The sequence below is a fragment of the Acinetobacter sp. GG23 genome (assembly GCF_057766365.1).
This window is the reverse complement of the sequence record NZ_JBYMDJ010000009.1, coordinates 11,833-27,685: the sequence shown is the minus strand read 5'-3', so window position 1 is coordinate 27,685 and position 15,853 is coordinate 11,833. Positions and strand designations below refer to the sequence as shown.

Genomic DNA, 15,853 nt, shown 5'->3' with positions numbered 1-15,853 from the left:
CAATAAGACTGCCGATGACTCATTTGGGAAAATGAGGGATATGGAAATGAATAATGATAGGCAGGCTGGAGCAGGAACGCTCAGTAGAAAATTACCCTCCAATATAGGTACAGCGCACCGCATTCATAAAAACACCTGGAAAATTGCATTTGTTTTTGCATTTATTTCTCTGGTGATTGATGGTGTTGACATCATGCTGTTGTCATTCAGTTTGACCAGTTTAAAAGCTGAGTTTGGCCTGACTTCATTTCAGGCCGGTATGCTGGGAAGTTCATCACTTGCCGGGATGGCGCTGGGCGGAATTACCGGTGGATGGGCATGTGACAAATTTGGCCGGGTAAAAACCATTGCCTGGTCTGTGGTTTTCTTTTCGATCATGACCTGTATTTTGGGATTCACCCAAAGTTATGAGCAGTTCATGACTCTACGTTTTATTGGCGCATTTGGATTGGGTTCGCTCTACATGGCGTGTAATACGCTGATGGCTGAATATGTACCAACCAAGTATCGTACCACTGTTTTAGGCACATTACAGACCGGTCAAACCGTTGGTTATATCGTGGCGACTTTGTTGGCAGGGGCAATTATTCCTGATCATGGTTGGCGTATGCTGTTTTATGTGACCATTGTTCCGGCTGCCTTCGCGCTGATTTTCATGCGTTTTGTGCCTGAACCTGCATCTTGGCAGGAAGCAAAAATTGAACAGTTTAAACGTAAAGAATTGAAAATTGAGCCTACAACTGAAGCCATCACTGTCAAAGCTTCTTCTGAAAGTGTGTATAAACGTATCTTTGGACATACCCAGCACCGCAAAATGTTCTTGTTATGGATGAGCACCGCTGCCTTTTTGCAGTTTGGCTATTACGGTGTCAATAACTGGATGCCAACCTATTTAGAAACTGAACTGAATATGAACTTCAAAGCTTTAACAGGCTATATGGTCGGTGCATATACAGCAATGATTCTGGGTAAAATTATTGCCGGCTATGCGGCAGACAAATTGGGTCGTCGGGCAACCTTTGTTTTTGGAACCGTTGCGACAGCTGCATTTTTACCCGTGATTATCTTTTTTAACACGCCAACTAATATTGCTTACCTGTTAATTACCTTCGGTTTTCTTTACGGAATTCCTTATGGGGTAAATGCAACGTATATGGCGGAAACTTTCTCGACCGATGTACGTGGTACAGCCATTGGCGGTGCATATAACATGGGACGTTTAGGCGCGGCAATTGCACCTGCTACCATCGGTATTATTGCGGCAGGCGGTTCATTTACTATGGCATTTATTGTGATGGGTGCAGCCTACTTTATTGCCGGTGTGATTCCAGGCTTGTTTATCCGTGAACGTCAGTATGATCCACAGCAATCTTCATTGGTAACAGCAACAGATACAGAAGAGAAAACACCGAGTACCGTGGCAACAACAGACACAACGCTTACCGCTAAATAATAAAAATAGCCAGCAGCGTCGTCTGCTGGCTTTTGGAGTAGAACATGGGTGCATTACAAGGAATTCGCGTTTTAGATTTAAGCCGTGTACTGGCAGGTCCATGGTGTGGGCAGATTCTGGCAGATTTGGGTGCTGAAGTAATTAAAATTGAACGTCCCAAAATGGGTGATGACACCCGTATGTGGGGACCACCGTGGATGCTGGATAATCAGGGTACTGCAACTCGTGAATCGGGTTATTACCAATGCGCTAACCGCAACAAATATTCGGTCGCAATAGATATTGCAAGTCAACAAGGTCAGGAACTGATTCGGGAAATTGCCAAAACGGCCGATGTGGTGATTGAAAACTATAAAGCAGGCTCATTAGAAAAATACGGTTTGGATTATGCGTCTTTGAATGAACTGAATCCGAACTTGGTCTATTGCTCGATTACCGGATTTGGTCAGACTGGACCGCGTGCAGAAGAACCGGGTTATGACTTTATTATTCAAGGCATGTCTGGACTGATGAGTATCACCGGTGAAAAAGATGAATTACCCGGTGGTGGTGCGCAAAAAGTCGGTGTTGCAGTCGTCGATATTCAAACAGGTTTATATGCAACCGTTGCGATTCAGGCCGCTTTACTGGCACGTCAACATACCGGTCGTGGTCAATATATCGATTTATCCTTATTAGACGTTCAGGTGGCTACACTTGCCAATCAAGGCATGAATTATCTCACTACCGGTGTATCTCCAAAGCGTATGGGAAATAACCATCCGAATATTGTGCCGTATCAAACCTTTAAGGCTAAAGATAAAGAATTTATTATTGCCTGTGGCAATGACAAACAGTTTAAAGATTTGTGTATTGCGATTGGGTTGCCTGAATTATTAGAAGATAAAAAGTTCCAACGTAATCAGGATCGGGTTAAACATCGTGATGAATTGATTCCCTTATTGTCGGAATATTTCTTGGCTAAAAATGCCCAAGAATGGGTGACTGCAATTCATGCAGTTAAAGTGCCGGTCGGGGTGATTAACTCAATCGAAGAGGCATTGAATGAGCCACAAATTCAAGCGCGTGACATGGTGGTGGAGGTCGCACATCCATTGAATGATCATTTTAAAATGATCGGTTCACCGATGAAACTATCTGATACCCCAGTTGAATATAAGCATGCTGCACCACAGTTAGGTGAACATACTGAAAAGATTTTATCGCAATTTAAAACTGAGGATGAATTAAGAGCTTTAAAAGCGCAGGGTATTATTGATGGTGCAGTGGCTTAGTTAGCATTATTCACTCCTATTTCATTTGCTCCTTTGACCGAATTCTTGACCAGATTTGGTCTTTTTTTTGGAGGGGGAATTGTATTTTGGTTGGGGCTTACTGAGCAGGAAAGCTATTAAAATTTCGGATATTCATTTACTTATATCGCTTAAAGCATCAGCTCTATAATTAACTTGCATAGTCAGATTTGCCGCTAAGCGTTATCATAGCGGTCTTCATGTCATTGGAACGTACTATGAAAATCGTTGCGGATGAGAATCTGGCCTTTACCGAATATTTCTTTGCAGATTTTGGCGAGATTCAACAAGCAGCAGGGCGGACTTTAACCCATGCAGATGTACAGGATGCTGAAGCCTTACTGGTGCGTTCTGTGACCCAAGTAAATGAACCACTTATTCAAGATACAAATTTAAAATTTGTCGGTAGTGCCACCATTGGAACCGACCATTTGGATATTCCTGGGTTAGAAAAACACAATATCGCATGGTCAAATGCGGCAGGGTGTAATGCACAGGCAGTTGCTGAGTATGTGATTACAGCACTGCTATATTTACAACCGAATTTAATCGAGAGAAATGAACAATTCACCCTCGGTATTATTGGCCTAGGTAATGTCGGTTTACGTTTGGCTTATATGGCAAAATTGCTCGGCTGGAATGTGATTGGTCACGATCCTTTTGTGAATTGTGAAAATATCACCCACGTTGAATTAGCAGAATTATTAAAAACAGCGGATGCCATTTCTATTCATGTACCCTTAACCAAAACCGGGGAGCATCCAACTTTTCATTTGATCAATGCGGATGCTTTGGCACAAATGAAGCCTGAAGCCATCTTGATTAATTCAGCACGTGGACCTGTGATTGAGGAAGCGGCCCTGATTGCGGATATTGAACAGACCAATCGCCCAGTAGTTTTAGATGTATTTGAACATGAACCAGAAATTTCGGAACAACTGTTAAAGCTGATTCGTTTAGTGACACCGCATATTGCGGGTTATAGTCTGGAAGGCAAAGCACGTGGCACGCAAATGATTTACGATGCCTTTTGCAAAACTTTTAATTTTGTAGCAGATAAGCAGTTTGAAACTCAATTGCCGGTCTGCGAGCAATATTTTCAAGATCAAGATTTAAAATCGGTGCTAAAACAGTATCTTGCTCACATTTATGATATTGCCCGTGACGATGCCAACCTGCGAGCCTGTTTGAAAGAGGGTAAAGTGCATCAAAGAGCCTTTGATTATTTGCGTAAAACCTATCCCTTACGCCGTGAATGGGCAGCGCACGGAGGCCCGAAAGCATGAGTATGGCAAATACAGCAAGCATCAATTATCAACCCACCTGCGATATTAAAGCATTAAAAGCCCGTGCCAAAATGTATGCTCAAATCCGGCAGTTTTTTGCTGAACGTAATGTGCTTGAAGTAGAAACCCCAATATTGTCACAAGCGGGTGTAACAGATGTGCATCTAGCCTCAGTTCAGACTCAGCGTCATCTCGGTGGTCGTAAACACACCCATTATCTGCAAACTTCACCTGAATTTGCCATGAAGCGGTTACTGGCTAGTGGCAGTGGCCCGATTTACCAAATCTGTAAAGTCTTTCGGGATGATGAACATGGGCGAAAACACAATAGTGAATTCACCATGCTGGAATGGTATCGCCCCAATTTAAGCTTGAAAGAACTGATGTTTGAAGTCACCGATTTGCTCAATGTGACTTTGACGCATCGTTTTAGCGAAGTCCGTCCAACGATTTTAAGTTATAAACATGCCTTTATGGACCGTCTGGATCTCAATCCATTACAAGCCAGCTTAAAGCAGCTGAAAGGCTGCTGTAATCGTGTGGGTTTAAATCTGGATTTGGGTGATGATCGCTTGGGTTATATCGACCTGTTATTTTCACATATGGTTGAACCGAGTTTGGGTTTTGATACGCCGGTATTTTTAACCGATTTTCCACCGGAAATGGCATCACTTGCCAAAGTTAAAGTTGATGAAGAAGGTGAACAGGTTGCAGCACGTTTTGAGCTTTATATTGAAGGTTTAGAATTAGCCAATGCCTATGATGAACTGATTGATGCTGACATTTTACGCTCCCGTTTTGAAGCAGATAATCTTGAGCGTGAAAAGCTCGGTTTGCATGTGATGCCGATTGATGAATATCTACTCGCGGCTTTACCGCATATGACTGAATGTTCAGGCATTGCTTTAGGCATTGACCGTTTATTGATGGTTGCGACGCAACAGATGAAACTGGAAAAAGTCATTACTTTCCCTGCGGAGGTATCTTGATATAAATAACCTCCTTGAATCCTTCTGTGATAAAGAGGACCTCTTTCTCTCCCTTTATAAAGGTGAGCAGCATTGCTGTGCAAAGGGAAGATTTTTTATCATCCTCCTAACATAAAAAAAGCTTCTCTTTTGAGAAGCTTTTTTTATGAGCTATACTGCAGCAACGATCTGTCGGGCTTTTAATTCTTCAATTGCTTGAATACGCCGTTGAATCAACATTTCCCCAATATCAGGACCACTAATATCAGGTGGTAAATCCTGTGCTTTAATGCTACGAACCACTTCCATTGCATCTAACACATATTGCGATTGCGGATATTCACGGTCTTCTAGACCTAAGCGACCACGTGAATCACATTCACAGGCTTGAACATATGCTTCAACACGTTCAGGACGGCGTAATACATCTAGTCGTTGTAATAAACGCCATAAAGTGCCCGGTTTAAGATTCAAAGCTTGATGACATTTTAAATGTTCTTTACATACTGCGAGGGCAAGCTGTTTGGTATTTGTGGGAACTTTGAGCCGATCACACACTTCGGTGACCGGTTTTATGCCACGTTCTTCATGCATGATATGACGCGGTAATTCCTCTGTTGGCGTGAGGGCTTTTCCTAAATCATGAACCAGAACAGCAAAGCGTACATCGAGTGAATAGTTGGCTTTACAGGCTTGTTGTAGTGACATCATGGTATGAATGCCACAATCAATTTCCGGATGATATTCAGGACGTTGTGGAACGCCGTACAACGCATCTAATTCAGGAAATAGCACTTTTAAAGCACCACAGGCACGTAGCACTTCGAAATATTCGTCGGCGTGATTTTCCATCAGGGCACGAGAGGTTTCTTTCCATACTCGTTCAGGCGGCAATGCCTGTAATTCACCCGATTCAGCCAGTTGTTGCATCAGTGCCAAAGTTTCGGGTGCAACCGTAAATCCAAGTGCTTTATAACGTGCGGCAAAGCGTGCAATGCGTAAAACCCGCAACGGATCTTCGACAAAAGCATGAGATACATGACGCAATATTCGATCTGTTAGATCTTGCTGCCCTTTATAAGGGTCGTATACGTTGCCATCTTCATCCATAGCCATCGCATTAATGGTCAGGTCACGACGGATCAGATCCTCTTCAAGCGTTACACTGGTATCTGTATGAAATTCAAAGCCATGATAACCCCGACCAGATTTGCGCTCGGTACGGGCTAAAGCATATTCTTCTTTTGTGTGGGGATGGAGAAAAACAGGGAAATCTTTACCCACCGGTTGATAGCCCTGAGCCAGAAGTTGGTCAGGTGTTGCACCAACAACCACATAATCTTTTTCGTGATAGGGGTGGCCGAGTAAGTGATCACGTACTGCACCGCCTACTAAATAAACTCGCATGAAAAAAACCTCTATTCTTCAAGCAATCATGCTACAGAATAGAGGTTTTCTCAAGTAAAGAACCTTAGCTTTTCGCTAAAGTAATACTAGCCTTCTTGTGACTGTTGAATTTCAGCTACAGTCAACGCAGTCATATTTACCACACGACGTGTGGTTGCAGTCGGTGTCAAGATGTGGACAGGTTTTGCAGCACCCAATAGAATTGGACCAATCGTTACATTGTTACCTGAAGTTGCTTTTAACAGGTTAAATGAAATGTTGGCTGCATCCAGATTTGGCATAATGAGTAGGTTTGCAGAACCTTTGAAACGTGAGTTCGGGAATGCAAAATGACGAATATTTTCATCTAGTGCAGCATCACCGTGCATTTCACCTTCGACTTCTAGTTCAGGTGCTATTTCACTTAAAATTTCAAATACTTTACGCATTTTTTGTGCACTTGCATCCGTCTGGTCAGAACCAAAGCTTGAATGCGATAATAATGCAATACGTGGAATCACACCAAAACGACGTACTTCTTCAGCTGCCAAAATAGTCATTTCCGCCAACTGTTCAGCTGTTGGGTTGGTATTTACATAGGTATCGGCAATGAACAGGTTGCGGTCTTGAAGCATTAATGCATTCAGAGTAAAGAACGTGCTGCGACCTTCTTTTAAGCCAATCACGTTTTTCACGAAATCTAGGTGAATGTCATAGCTTGAATAGGTACCACAAAGCATACCGTCTGCATGACCATGTTTCACTAACATTGCAGCAATCAGGGTAGAACGGCGACGTGCTTCACGATGTGCATATTCAGGTGTTACGCCCTTACGTTGCATGATTTGGTAGTAATCATCCGCAAACAATTCGTAATTCGGGTTTTTCTCCTGATCCACAATTTCGATGTTTACACCGTGTTCAAGACGCAAGCCCAGTTTCTTGATATTTGCTTCAATAACCGCCGTACGACCGACAAGAATAGGGAATGCTAATTCTTCATCAACCGCAATTTGAACTGCACGCAGCACACGTAAATCTTCACCTTCAGCATAAGCAATACGTTTAGGCGCTGTTTTTGCTTGAGCAAAGATCGGTTTCATCATAAATGCAGAGTTGTATACAAACTCAGACAATTTTTGACGATATGCAGAGAAATCTTGGATCGGACGAGTCGCAACCCCAGAATCCATGGCCGCCTTGGCTACCGCAGGTGCAATTTCAAGAATTAGACGCTGATCCAGTGGACGTGGGATTAAATAGTCACGACCAAATGATGCTGATTTTTCACCATAAGATGCTGCATCTGCTTCAATGTGTGCCATACGTGCAATTGCATGTACGCAGGCAATTTTCATTTCTTCATTGATGGTGGTTGCGCCCACGTCTAAGGCACCACGGAAGATATACGGGAAACAAAGGGCATTGTTTACCTGGTTTGGATAGTCTGAACGACCAGTCGCCATAATCACGTCAGGACGAACTTCATGCGCATGTTCAGGCAGAATTTCTGGATCCGGATTTGCCAAAGCAAAAATGATCGGATTTTCCGCCATCACTTTAACCATTTCTTTGGTCAAAATGCCTGCCGCTGAAAGCCCCAAGAACATATCTGCACCAGCAATCACATCTGCTAATTGGGTGCCTTCAATGTCTTGTACATAGCGTTTTTTTGATTCATCCAGATTGTCACGTTTAGTGGTAAGCAGACCGCGTGAATCGGCAACGGTAATATTCTGTTTGCTTGCACCTAAAGCGCAAAGTAAATCTAGACAAGACAATGCAGCTGCACCCGCACCAGAAGCGACAATTTTAATCTCTTCAATTTTTTTGCCAGTCAGTTGCAAGGCATTGAGTAAAGCTGAACCCACAATAATTGATGTACCGTGTTGATCATCATGGAACACAGGAATATTCATGCGTTCACGAAGTTTTTTCTCAATATAGAAACATTCTGGTGCCTTGATATCTTCAAGGTTAATACCACCAAAAGTTGGTTCTAATGCAGCTACGATGTCCACAATTTTATCAGGATCATTTTCTGCAATTTCGAGGTCAAATACATCTACACCTGCGAATTTTTTAAACAGTACGCCTTTACCTTCCATGACCGGTTTAGACGCTAAAGGACCGATATTTCCGAGACCTAATACTGCCGTACCATTTGTAATGACAGCCACTAAGTTACCACGTGCGGTATAGAGTGCTGCTGTTGATGGGTCACGTTCAATCTCTAAACATGGTGCTGCAACACCTGGAGAGTAAGCAAGTGCAAGGTCATGTTGATTGACCAGCTGTTTGCTTGGCGTAACACTGATTTTTCCTGGTGTTGGATATTCGTGGTAGTACAAAGCTTGCTGTTTTAATGATTGATCGTCCATCTGTATCTCTATTGTTGCTTGAGTTGCCCAGCCCGAGCTGGTGGTGGTTTTTTGCTTAATTTGATTGAATATAACATTTGTTGTGACCTTAGCACAGTCGCGAATCTGCCATTTTCAAGCAAACTGATATTTAGCTGTGTCGACTTATATTAAGAAGGTATAAGTCGATGTTGTTCCAGGAAGATAGTTGCTTCACTTTCAGGCAAGGGTTTTGAAAATAAGAAGCCTTGGGCAATGTCACATTCCAGATCTTGTAAGTATTGCATTTGTTGCTGTGTTTCAATGCCTTCTGCAACCACCACCATCCCCATCGCTTTGCCCATGGCAATCATGGCACTGACAATAGCTTCTTGTTTATTTTGTCCAATTCTAGAAACAAAACTACGGTCAATTTTCAATATATCAATTGGAAAATCAGCAAGATAAGACAGGGAAGAGTAGCCGGTTCCAAAATCATCTAAAGAAATATTGATCTGCCGTTTTTTGATCTCATCGAGCAGATTTTTAACGGTGACTGAATTTTCAAGTAACGATGATTCAGTAATTTCAAGTTCCAGGCTACTGCCGGAAATTTTATAGGTCTTAATGGCATGATCGAGGTCTTCGAGTAACTGTCCACGTTGCAATTGCTGTGCAACTACATTGACTGAGACACATATATTATTAAAGCCTAAATCATTCCAGTTCCTAATTTGTTTAGCGGTTTGTCGTATAACAATTCTGCCAATATCCGAGATCAAACTGGTTTGCTCTGCAAGGGGAATGAACAAGTCCGGTGGAATAATACCTTTGCTTGGATGGTTCCAGCGAACCAACGCTTCAAAACCATAAATGTTCTGGTCGCTAAAATTAATTTTGGGCTGATAGTAAACAATCAGTTCGTTATTGTTAATGGCGAGTCGTAAATCACGCTCCAGATAAATTCCTTGCTCAAGTAGGGTGGTATTTTTATTGGAATAAAAGCGGATGGTATTACCGCCTAAGCTTTTTGCTTCGGTCAGTGCCTGTTCGGCACAATTATTTAGATAATCCAGCTGACGGCCATTTTCAGGATAGAAAGCTATTCCCATCGACAGGTTAATAATATGATCCTGACCAAAAATGTTAAATGGCAATGAAAATGCTTTATTCATCTGTTCACAGTGATGCTGAACCGATGGGCGAATATGCGAGATTTCATAGACAATGGCAAAGTCATCACCATTTAGATGCGCGACAAATAAGGCTTCAGCATTGGTAAGCCGGAGTCGTTGCGCCACTTGGCGTAATAGTTCATCCCCGCCGCTATTGCTTAGAAATTCATTCAATGGCCTGAAGCGATCAATATTTAGACGAATCACGGCGAGTTGTTCAATCGAATCCTTTTGACTGACTAAATATTGATGTAATTGATAGTTGTAATAAAAGCGATTCGGTAAATCGGTCAGTGGATCGTAATTTTCTAAATAGGACAAACGCTGTTCTTGCAGTTTGCGTTCAGTTAAATCAGAGACAATACCAATATAGTGCGTGACACGATTTTTTTCATCGCTAATGGCATTAATACGCATCCAGATTGTAAATTCTTTACCAGAAAGAAATTTTTCATTGAGTTCGCCATCAAACTCACCCATTTTATTTAGTTGCTGAATCAGGGACGAATGACTGCTTTTTTGTTGAGACTTAACGTTTGCAACAATATCAAATAAATGTTTGCCAATAATTTGATCGTGAGTGAAACCAGTTAACTGTTCATAAAATGGATTGACATCAATATAGCAAAGTTGTTCATTAAGAATGAAGATTCCTTCAGCAGCTTGTTGCAGTACATTTGCTGCAAATTTTAAACGTTCCTGATCAGTACGTTCCTGGTGAATATCACGACGAATGCCGACCATCCGCAACGGCCTTTGAGTGGTCGGGTCACGCGTAATGACTTTACCAATATCATGTACCCATTTCCATTTGCCTTGGCTATTTTGAAGGCGATAAGTGGCTTCATATAGGTCAGTTTGACCACGTAAGTTTTGCTTCATCGAGGTTTTGAAGTGTTCGATATCATCGGGATGAATGATATTTTTTAGCTGATGATGATGTTGTTTTGAAGGTTTTAATGTCTTTTGGTGCTTATAGTCGGTCACTAGGATTTCACGATCCTTGATATTCCAGTCCCAAGGTCGAAGTCCCGCAACTCCATGGGCCAACATAAGATTATGTTGCTGGTTCTCTAAATCAGTATTCATTTTAGCAATATCAAAAGTTCGTTCTTTGACTTTTTGTTCAAGCAGTTGATTATTCAGTTGAAGTTGTAATTCAATATTTTTGGATTTATTAATTTCAGTTTGCAACTGTTGGCATAACTCATCTGTCCAGACGACCTGTTGTTCGGCATTTTTAACCAAGCGATTATTTTTGGAGTAAAGCACTGAAATGCGGTTATGAATACGCGAGCTTATATTTGCACAAAGTAAAATAACAATAAGGATGAAGTTGAGCGACAAATGAAATAAATGATTAGAAGTTTCTGTGCTAATAAACTGCGAGGCAAGATAAGGGAAAAGTGCTGGAATAAAGGCTAAGCAAAAATAATTTAAACGTTGAGTTAAAAAAGTCAGGGCAAATGACTGGCTTACAATCAGTAATAGAGCTGAAAGAATTAAAGCATTCACGTAGCTGAAATTAGGGTTATATTGCGGTAGATAGTAGTAAATCAGACTCGTGCCAACAGCAATAGAACACCCTATTGCCCAACACTGAAATTGCAGCCAGCGATGAGCGTGATTTAGAGCGAAATTATGTGGTTTAAAATAAATACTGGTAATGAGTAAACTTAGACAACTCAAGAGTTCGGTAGTAATAAACCATAAATTGAAATAGAAAGATGGTTTTGTAAAATAAAATTGGTAAATGCAATAGACATATAAGGAAACGATTAAAATACTGACGAGAAAGAATTGACTGAGTCGAATCGTATTTGTAATTTGAGCAGCACTTACATGCTGTTTAACATACTCATCTTGAATATCTGGCATATAAGCAGAAACCTTATTCTTGTTTTACGATAAATTATTTTCTAAATATTAACCATGTTCAAAAACCCAGTTTTATTTTAAATCAAGATTAATAATGTTATTTAAAAAAATCAATCGAATCCAGTAGTATTTATCTAAAATCGGATGAACTATACAGTTAATTTATAATTTAAAATAGATAAAGCTACAATTGGAGCGGTTTCTGTGCGTAGAACGCGATTGCCAATACACCAATTGATGAATCCAGTATTGTTGGATAATTGTATTTCAGCCTCGCTGAGTCCACCTTCAGGGCCAATGAGTAGTGCAATATCAGGTGTGGCATCAGCTAAAACATCGACTTGATCTTTATTAGGTGCAAGTACTAATTTTGTGGTCGGGAGTTCACTGGCTAACCAGTCCTGCAAAGAGAGCGGCGCTAACACTTCAGGAACTTTATTCATTCCACATTGCTCACAAGCAGCGATGGCAATACCTTGCCAGTGATCTATTTTCTTTTGGTCTCGATCATACTTAAGGCGCATCTCACAACGTTCAGAGGTCAGCAGCTGAATTTTAGAAACCCCAAGTTCTGTGGCTTTTTGAATCGCATAATCCATACGGTCACCTTTACTCATCACTTGACCAAGTAAGGCTGTAAATGCAGGGGTACGATCATCAGGATTGAAGGTATCGACAGAAACGTTTGCTGATTTTTTTGAAACCTCAACAAGCGTCACGTCGTATTCACCACCTTGTCCATTGAACAAGGTGGCTTTTTCGCCGACTTGTGCACGTAATACTTTTACCCAATGATGAAAAACCGTTTCGGTTAATTCAACATTCAGATCAACCGCCAAATCAGCTTCAGTATAAAAACGCGGCATTTAAGTATTACTCACAAATCAAATTAAAAATTAAGCTAAACCCAGATCAGTCACGAGTTGACGTGTTGGGTCTGTCGTGTTCATGGTATAGAAGTGCAAGCTCGGGGCGCCGCCTGCAAGCAGACGTTCACACAATTTCACCACAACTTCATGACCAAAAGCCTTGATTGAAGCAGCGTCGTCTCCATAAGTGGCCAATTGCTTGCGAATCCAACGCGGAATTTCAGCGCCTGTACCATCTGCGAAGCGAATCAGGTTGCTTGCATTGGTAATAGGCATAATGCCGGGAGCTACTGGAATATTCACGCCTTCTTTTTGAATACGATCTACAAAGTAGAAGTATGCATCTGGATTAAAGAAAAACTGTGTTAAAGCGGCATTGGCACCGGCATTGGCTTTTTCGACAAAGTGTTGAATATCTCTATCAAAGCTGTCTGCTTGTGGATGCATTTCAGGATAAGCAGCCACTTCAATGGTGAAATGATTGCCTGAATGCTCACGAATAAAACGAACCAGATCCTGTGCATAAGGCAATTCGCCCAAGCCGACCTGACCGGAAGGCAAGTCACCACGAAGCGCAACAATACGGTCGATACCTTGCGATTTGTACAAATCCAGCAATTCTGCAATACGGGCCTTATCATCACCAATACAAGAGAGGTGAGGGGCTACAGGTGTGCCTTTGCCATTGAAGTCATTGATTGCAGCGAGTGTGCGTTCACGAGTGGAACCACCAGCCCCATAAGTCACTGAAAAGAATTCAGGATTTAACAGTTGTAATTCTTTATGAACAACACGAAGTTTTTCCGCACCAACATCAGTTTTGGTCGGAAAAAATTCAAACGAAATTGGGACACGTTTGGTCATTTTTCAAATCCTTTTTTATAAATACTTTTTTTAAATTTATTTAAACCTCTCCCTAGCCCTCTCCTAAAAGAAGAGGGAACTTCTCACTTTACTGTTAAAAATGGTCAGTTCCTTCTCCCTCGGGGAGAAGGCTAGGATGAGGGAAAAAGATTAAAACTTAGTATTTATAAGTCTCGGATTTGAATGGACCTTCAACTTGTACGCCAAGGTAGTCAGCTTGTTCTTGAGTTAATGTAGTCAATACACCACCAAAGCCCGCAACCATTGCAGCAGCAACTTCTTCATCCAATTTCTTAGGAAGGAGTTCTACACGAAGCGCAGCTTGTTTTTGCTCTTCAGGAAGATCAGCAAACTTTTCAGCGAACAAATGCATTTGAGCCAATACCTGGTTAGCAAAAGAACCATCCATCACACGTGATGGGTGACCCGTTGCATTACCTAGGTTAACCAAACGGCCTTCAGAAAGAAGAATCAAATAGTTATTTTCATCTTCTGAACGATAAACCTGATGTACTTGAGGCTTAACTTCAACCCATTTGTAACCACGTAAGTAGTTGGTATCGATCTCAGTGTCAAAGTGACCGATATTACACACCACAGAACCTGCTTTTAATGTATCTAACATTGCAGCGTCACATACGTGGTAATTACCCGTAGTCGTTACGATCAGGTCAGTGTTTTGAAGAAGGTCAACATTGATGTCTTCTTTCTTGCCCGTTTGCACACCATTTTTGTATGGAGATACAACTTCGTAACCGTCCATACATGCTTGCATCGCACAGATTGGATCAACTTCAGTTACACGAACAATCATGCCTTCTTGACGAAGAGACTGAGCAGAACCTTTACCTACGTCACCGTAACCAATCACAAGTGCACGACGACCAGACATCAACATGTCAGTACCGCGTTTGATCGCATCGTTTAGAGAGTGGCGGCAACCATATTTGTTGTCGTTTTTAGATTTAGTCACTGAATCGTTTACGTTGATTGCAGGAACTTTCAAAGTACCATCACGTAACATTTCATAAAGACGTTGCACACCTGTGGTGGTTTCTTCAGTCACACCATGGATTTTAGCAATCAGTTCTGGATATTTTTCATGAACAACAGCAGTCAAGTCACCGCCATCATCCAGAATCATGTTGGCATCCCAAGGTTTGCCATTTACATTGATTTGCTGTTCAAGACACCACATGTATTCTTCTTCAGTTTCACCTTTCCAAGCAAAAACAGGAATACCGCGTGCAGCCATTGCAGCGGCAGCGTGATCTTGAGTAGAGAAGATATTGCATGAAGTCCAGCGAACTTCTGCACCCAGTTCAACAAGCGTTTCAATTAAAACGGCAGTTTGAATGGTCATGTGGATACAGCCGAGAATTTTCGCGCCTGCAAGTGGTTTAGCTGCTGAGTAGCGTTTACGCAAACCCATAAGTGCTGGCATTTCTGCTTCAGCAAGTTTGATTTCTTTACGACCGTATTCAGCAAGTGAAATATCGGCAACTTTATAATCTGTAAATGAAGCATTAACCGCGTTCATCAGGATCTCCTAGGATAAAAATAGATTGGATCGTTATGTTCGCGGATGCCGTTTTTGATCAGAACCTGATTTACTCAGAGTACTTGTGACCGAATCGTCGAGCCTAGCGATCTTACGTTTATATGCCTGTAAGAAAGTCGCAGCATCCCTCGACTAGCGGGCTATTGTACTTGGAAATTGATTTTGTTCCAATCTGAAATTGATTATTATCAGCACAATCATATTTGGGATGAAAATTATGGCCTTAGAAATGCCTGAAGAATTAGCCAATCTAGAAGCAAATGGTGGAATTTTTGCGGTATGGATGTTGCTGCAACACTTAGGCATTGATGCCGATATTCAGCAACTGGTAGAGGTATGTGGATATGATGCTGAAAATGGCACGACAACCATCGGTCTAGCTGTAGCATTAAAAAAGTTTGGTTTTAACATTCAGTTTTATACCGATCATGATCTTGATCTTCAGGAGGGTGAAAAACTCAGTTACCAAGAAGCTGAACAACTGGGTTTACCTATTTTACCTGCATTAAATTATCAGCAAATACAACGAGCGTTTGATCAAAATAAATTTGTGATTGTCTATTACGACACATTAGAAGGCGTGGGTAATCATTCATTTGTTTATGATGTAAATGCGGATGAAATCTGTTTCTTTGACAGTTTTGATCCCATGCCAGCTTCAGTTTTTGAGCAGCAACGTAAAGCGGAAGGGATTTGCCGACAAGTGATTGTTGTTGAAACAAATGATTATATCGAGAATTAATACTTAAAACTGTATCAAACAAAAGCCCATCATTTGATGG

At 41.5% G+C, this 15,853-nt stretch carries 11 protein-coding genes; 5 read left to right on the top strand and 6 right to left on the bottom strand.

The features are described 5' to 3' along the window. The first annotated feature begins 46 nt into the window (after positions 1 to 46). From AC3CAU_RS13790 to epmA, 4 genes are all read left to right on the top strand, one after another. On the top strand, positions 47 to 1,453 hold the full coding sequence (locus AC3CAU_RS13790; RefSeq protein WP_447053428.1) for an MFS transporter: 1,407 nt from the start codon (positions 47 to 49) through the stop codon (positions 1,451 to 1,453). 44 nt (positions 1,454 to 1,497) lie between these two features. Further along, positions 1,498 to 2,727, top strand: a complete 1,230-nt coding sequence (locus tag AC3CAU_RS13785) for a CaiB/BaiF CoA transferase family protein (protein ID WP_447053427.1) — start codon at positions 1,498 to 1,500, stop codon at positions 2,725 to 2,727. Positions 2,728 to 2,963: 236 nt separating this feature from the next. Further along, entirely contained in the window at positions 2,964 to 4,031 is a 1,068-nt protein-coding gene (locus tag AC3CAU_RS13780) for a 4-phosphoerythronate dehydrogenase (protein ID WP_447053426.1), read from the top strand. A 2-nt stretch (positions 4,032 to 4,033) separates the two neighbouring features. Beyond that, entirely contained in the window at positions 4,034 to 5,020 is a 987-nt protein-coding gene (gene epmA / locus AC3CAU_RS13775; protein WP_447054330.1) for an EF-P lysine aminoacylase EpmA, read from the top strand. 150 nt (positions 5,021 to 5,170) lie between these two features. Here epmA and AC3CAU_RS13770 read toward each other — a convergent pair whose 3' ends face one another. The 6 genes from AC3CAU_RS13770 to ahcY form a co-directional block, all read right to left on the bottom strand. Beyond that, entirely contained in the window at positions 5,171 to 6,406 is a 1,236-nt protein-coding gene (locus AC3CAU_RS13770) for a multifunctional CCA addition/repair protein (RefSeq protein WP_447053425.1), read from the bottom strand. Positions 6,407 to 6,492: 86 nt separating this feature from the next. Then, complete coding sequence (locus AC3CAU_RS13765) at positions 6,493 to 8,766, bottom strand: NADP-dependent malic enzyme (RefSeq protein WP_424621828.1); 2,274 nt, start codon at positions 8,764 to 8,766, stop codon at positions 6,493 to 6,495. Between the two features lie 149 nt (positions 8,767 to 8,915). Next, positions 8,916 to 11,777: a bifunctional diguanylate cyclase/phosphodiesterase gene (locus tag AC3CAU_RS13760; RefSeq protein ID WP_447053424.1), complete on the bottom strand. Its 2,862-nt coding sequence runs from the start codon at positions 11,775 to 11,777 to the stop codon at positions 8,916 to 8,918. A 149-nt stretch (positions 11,778 to 11,926) separates the two neighbouring features. Then, positions 11,927 to 12,643 carry a 16S rRNA (uracil(1498)-N(3))-methyltransferase gene (locus AC3CAU_RS13755; RefSeq protein WP_131214981.1) on the bottom strand — a complete coding sequence of 239 codons (717 nt, stop codon included), beginning with the start codon at positions 12,641 to 12,643 and terminating at the stop codon, positions 11,927 to 11,929. 30 nt (positions 12,644 to 12,673) lie between these two features. Next, entirely contained in the window at positions 12,674 to 13,510 is an 837-nt protein-coding gene (gene metF / locus AC3CAU_RS13750; RefSeq protein ID WP_131214979.1) for a methylenetetrahydrofolate reductase [NAD(P)H], read from the bottom strand. Between the two features lie 157 nt (positions 13,511 to 13,667). Next, positions 13,668 to 15,050 carry an adenosylhomocysteinase gene (gene ahcY / locus AC3CAU_RS13745; protein ID WP_131214977.1) on the bottom strand — a complete coding sequence of 461 codons (1,383 nt, stop codon included), beginning with the start codon at positions 15,048 to 15,050 and terminating at the stop codon, positions 13,668 to 13,670. Between the two features lie 238 nt (positions 15,051 to 15,288). On the opposite strand from ahcY, the gene AC3CAU_RS13740 reads away from it, so the two are divergent. Beyond that, entirely contained in the window at positions 15,289 to 15,813 is a 525-nt protein-coding gene (locus AC3CAU_RS13740) for a cysteine peptidase family C39 domain-containing protein (RefSeq protein WP_447053423.1), read from the top strand. The last annotated feature ends 40 nt before the right edge of the window (positions 15,814 to 15,853 follow it).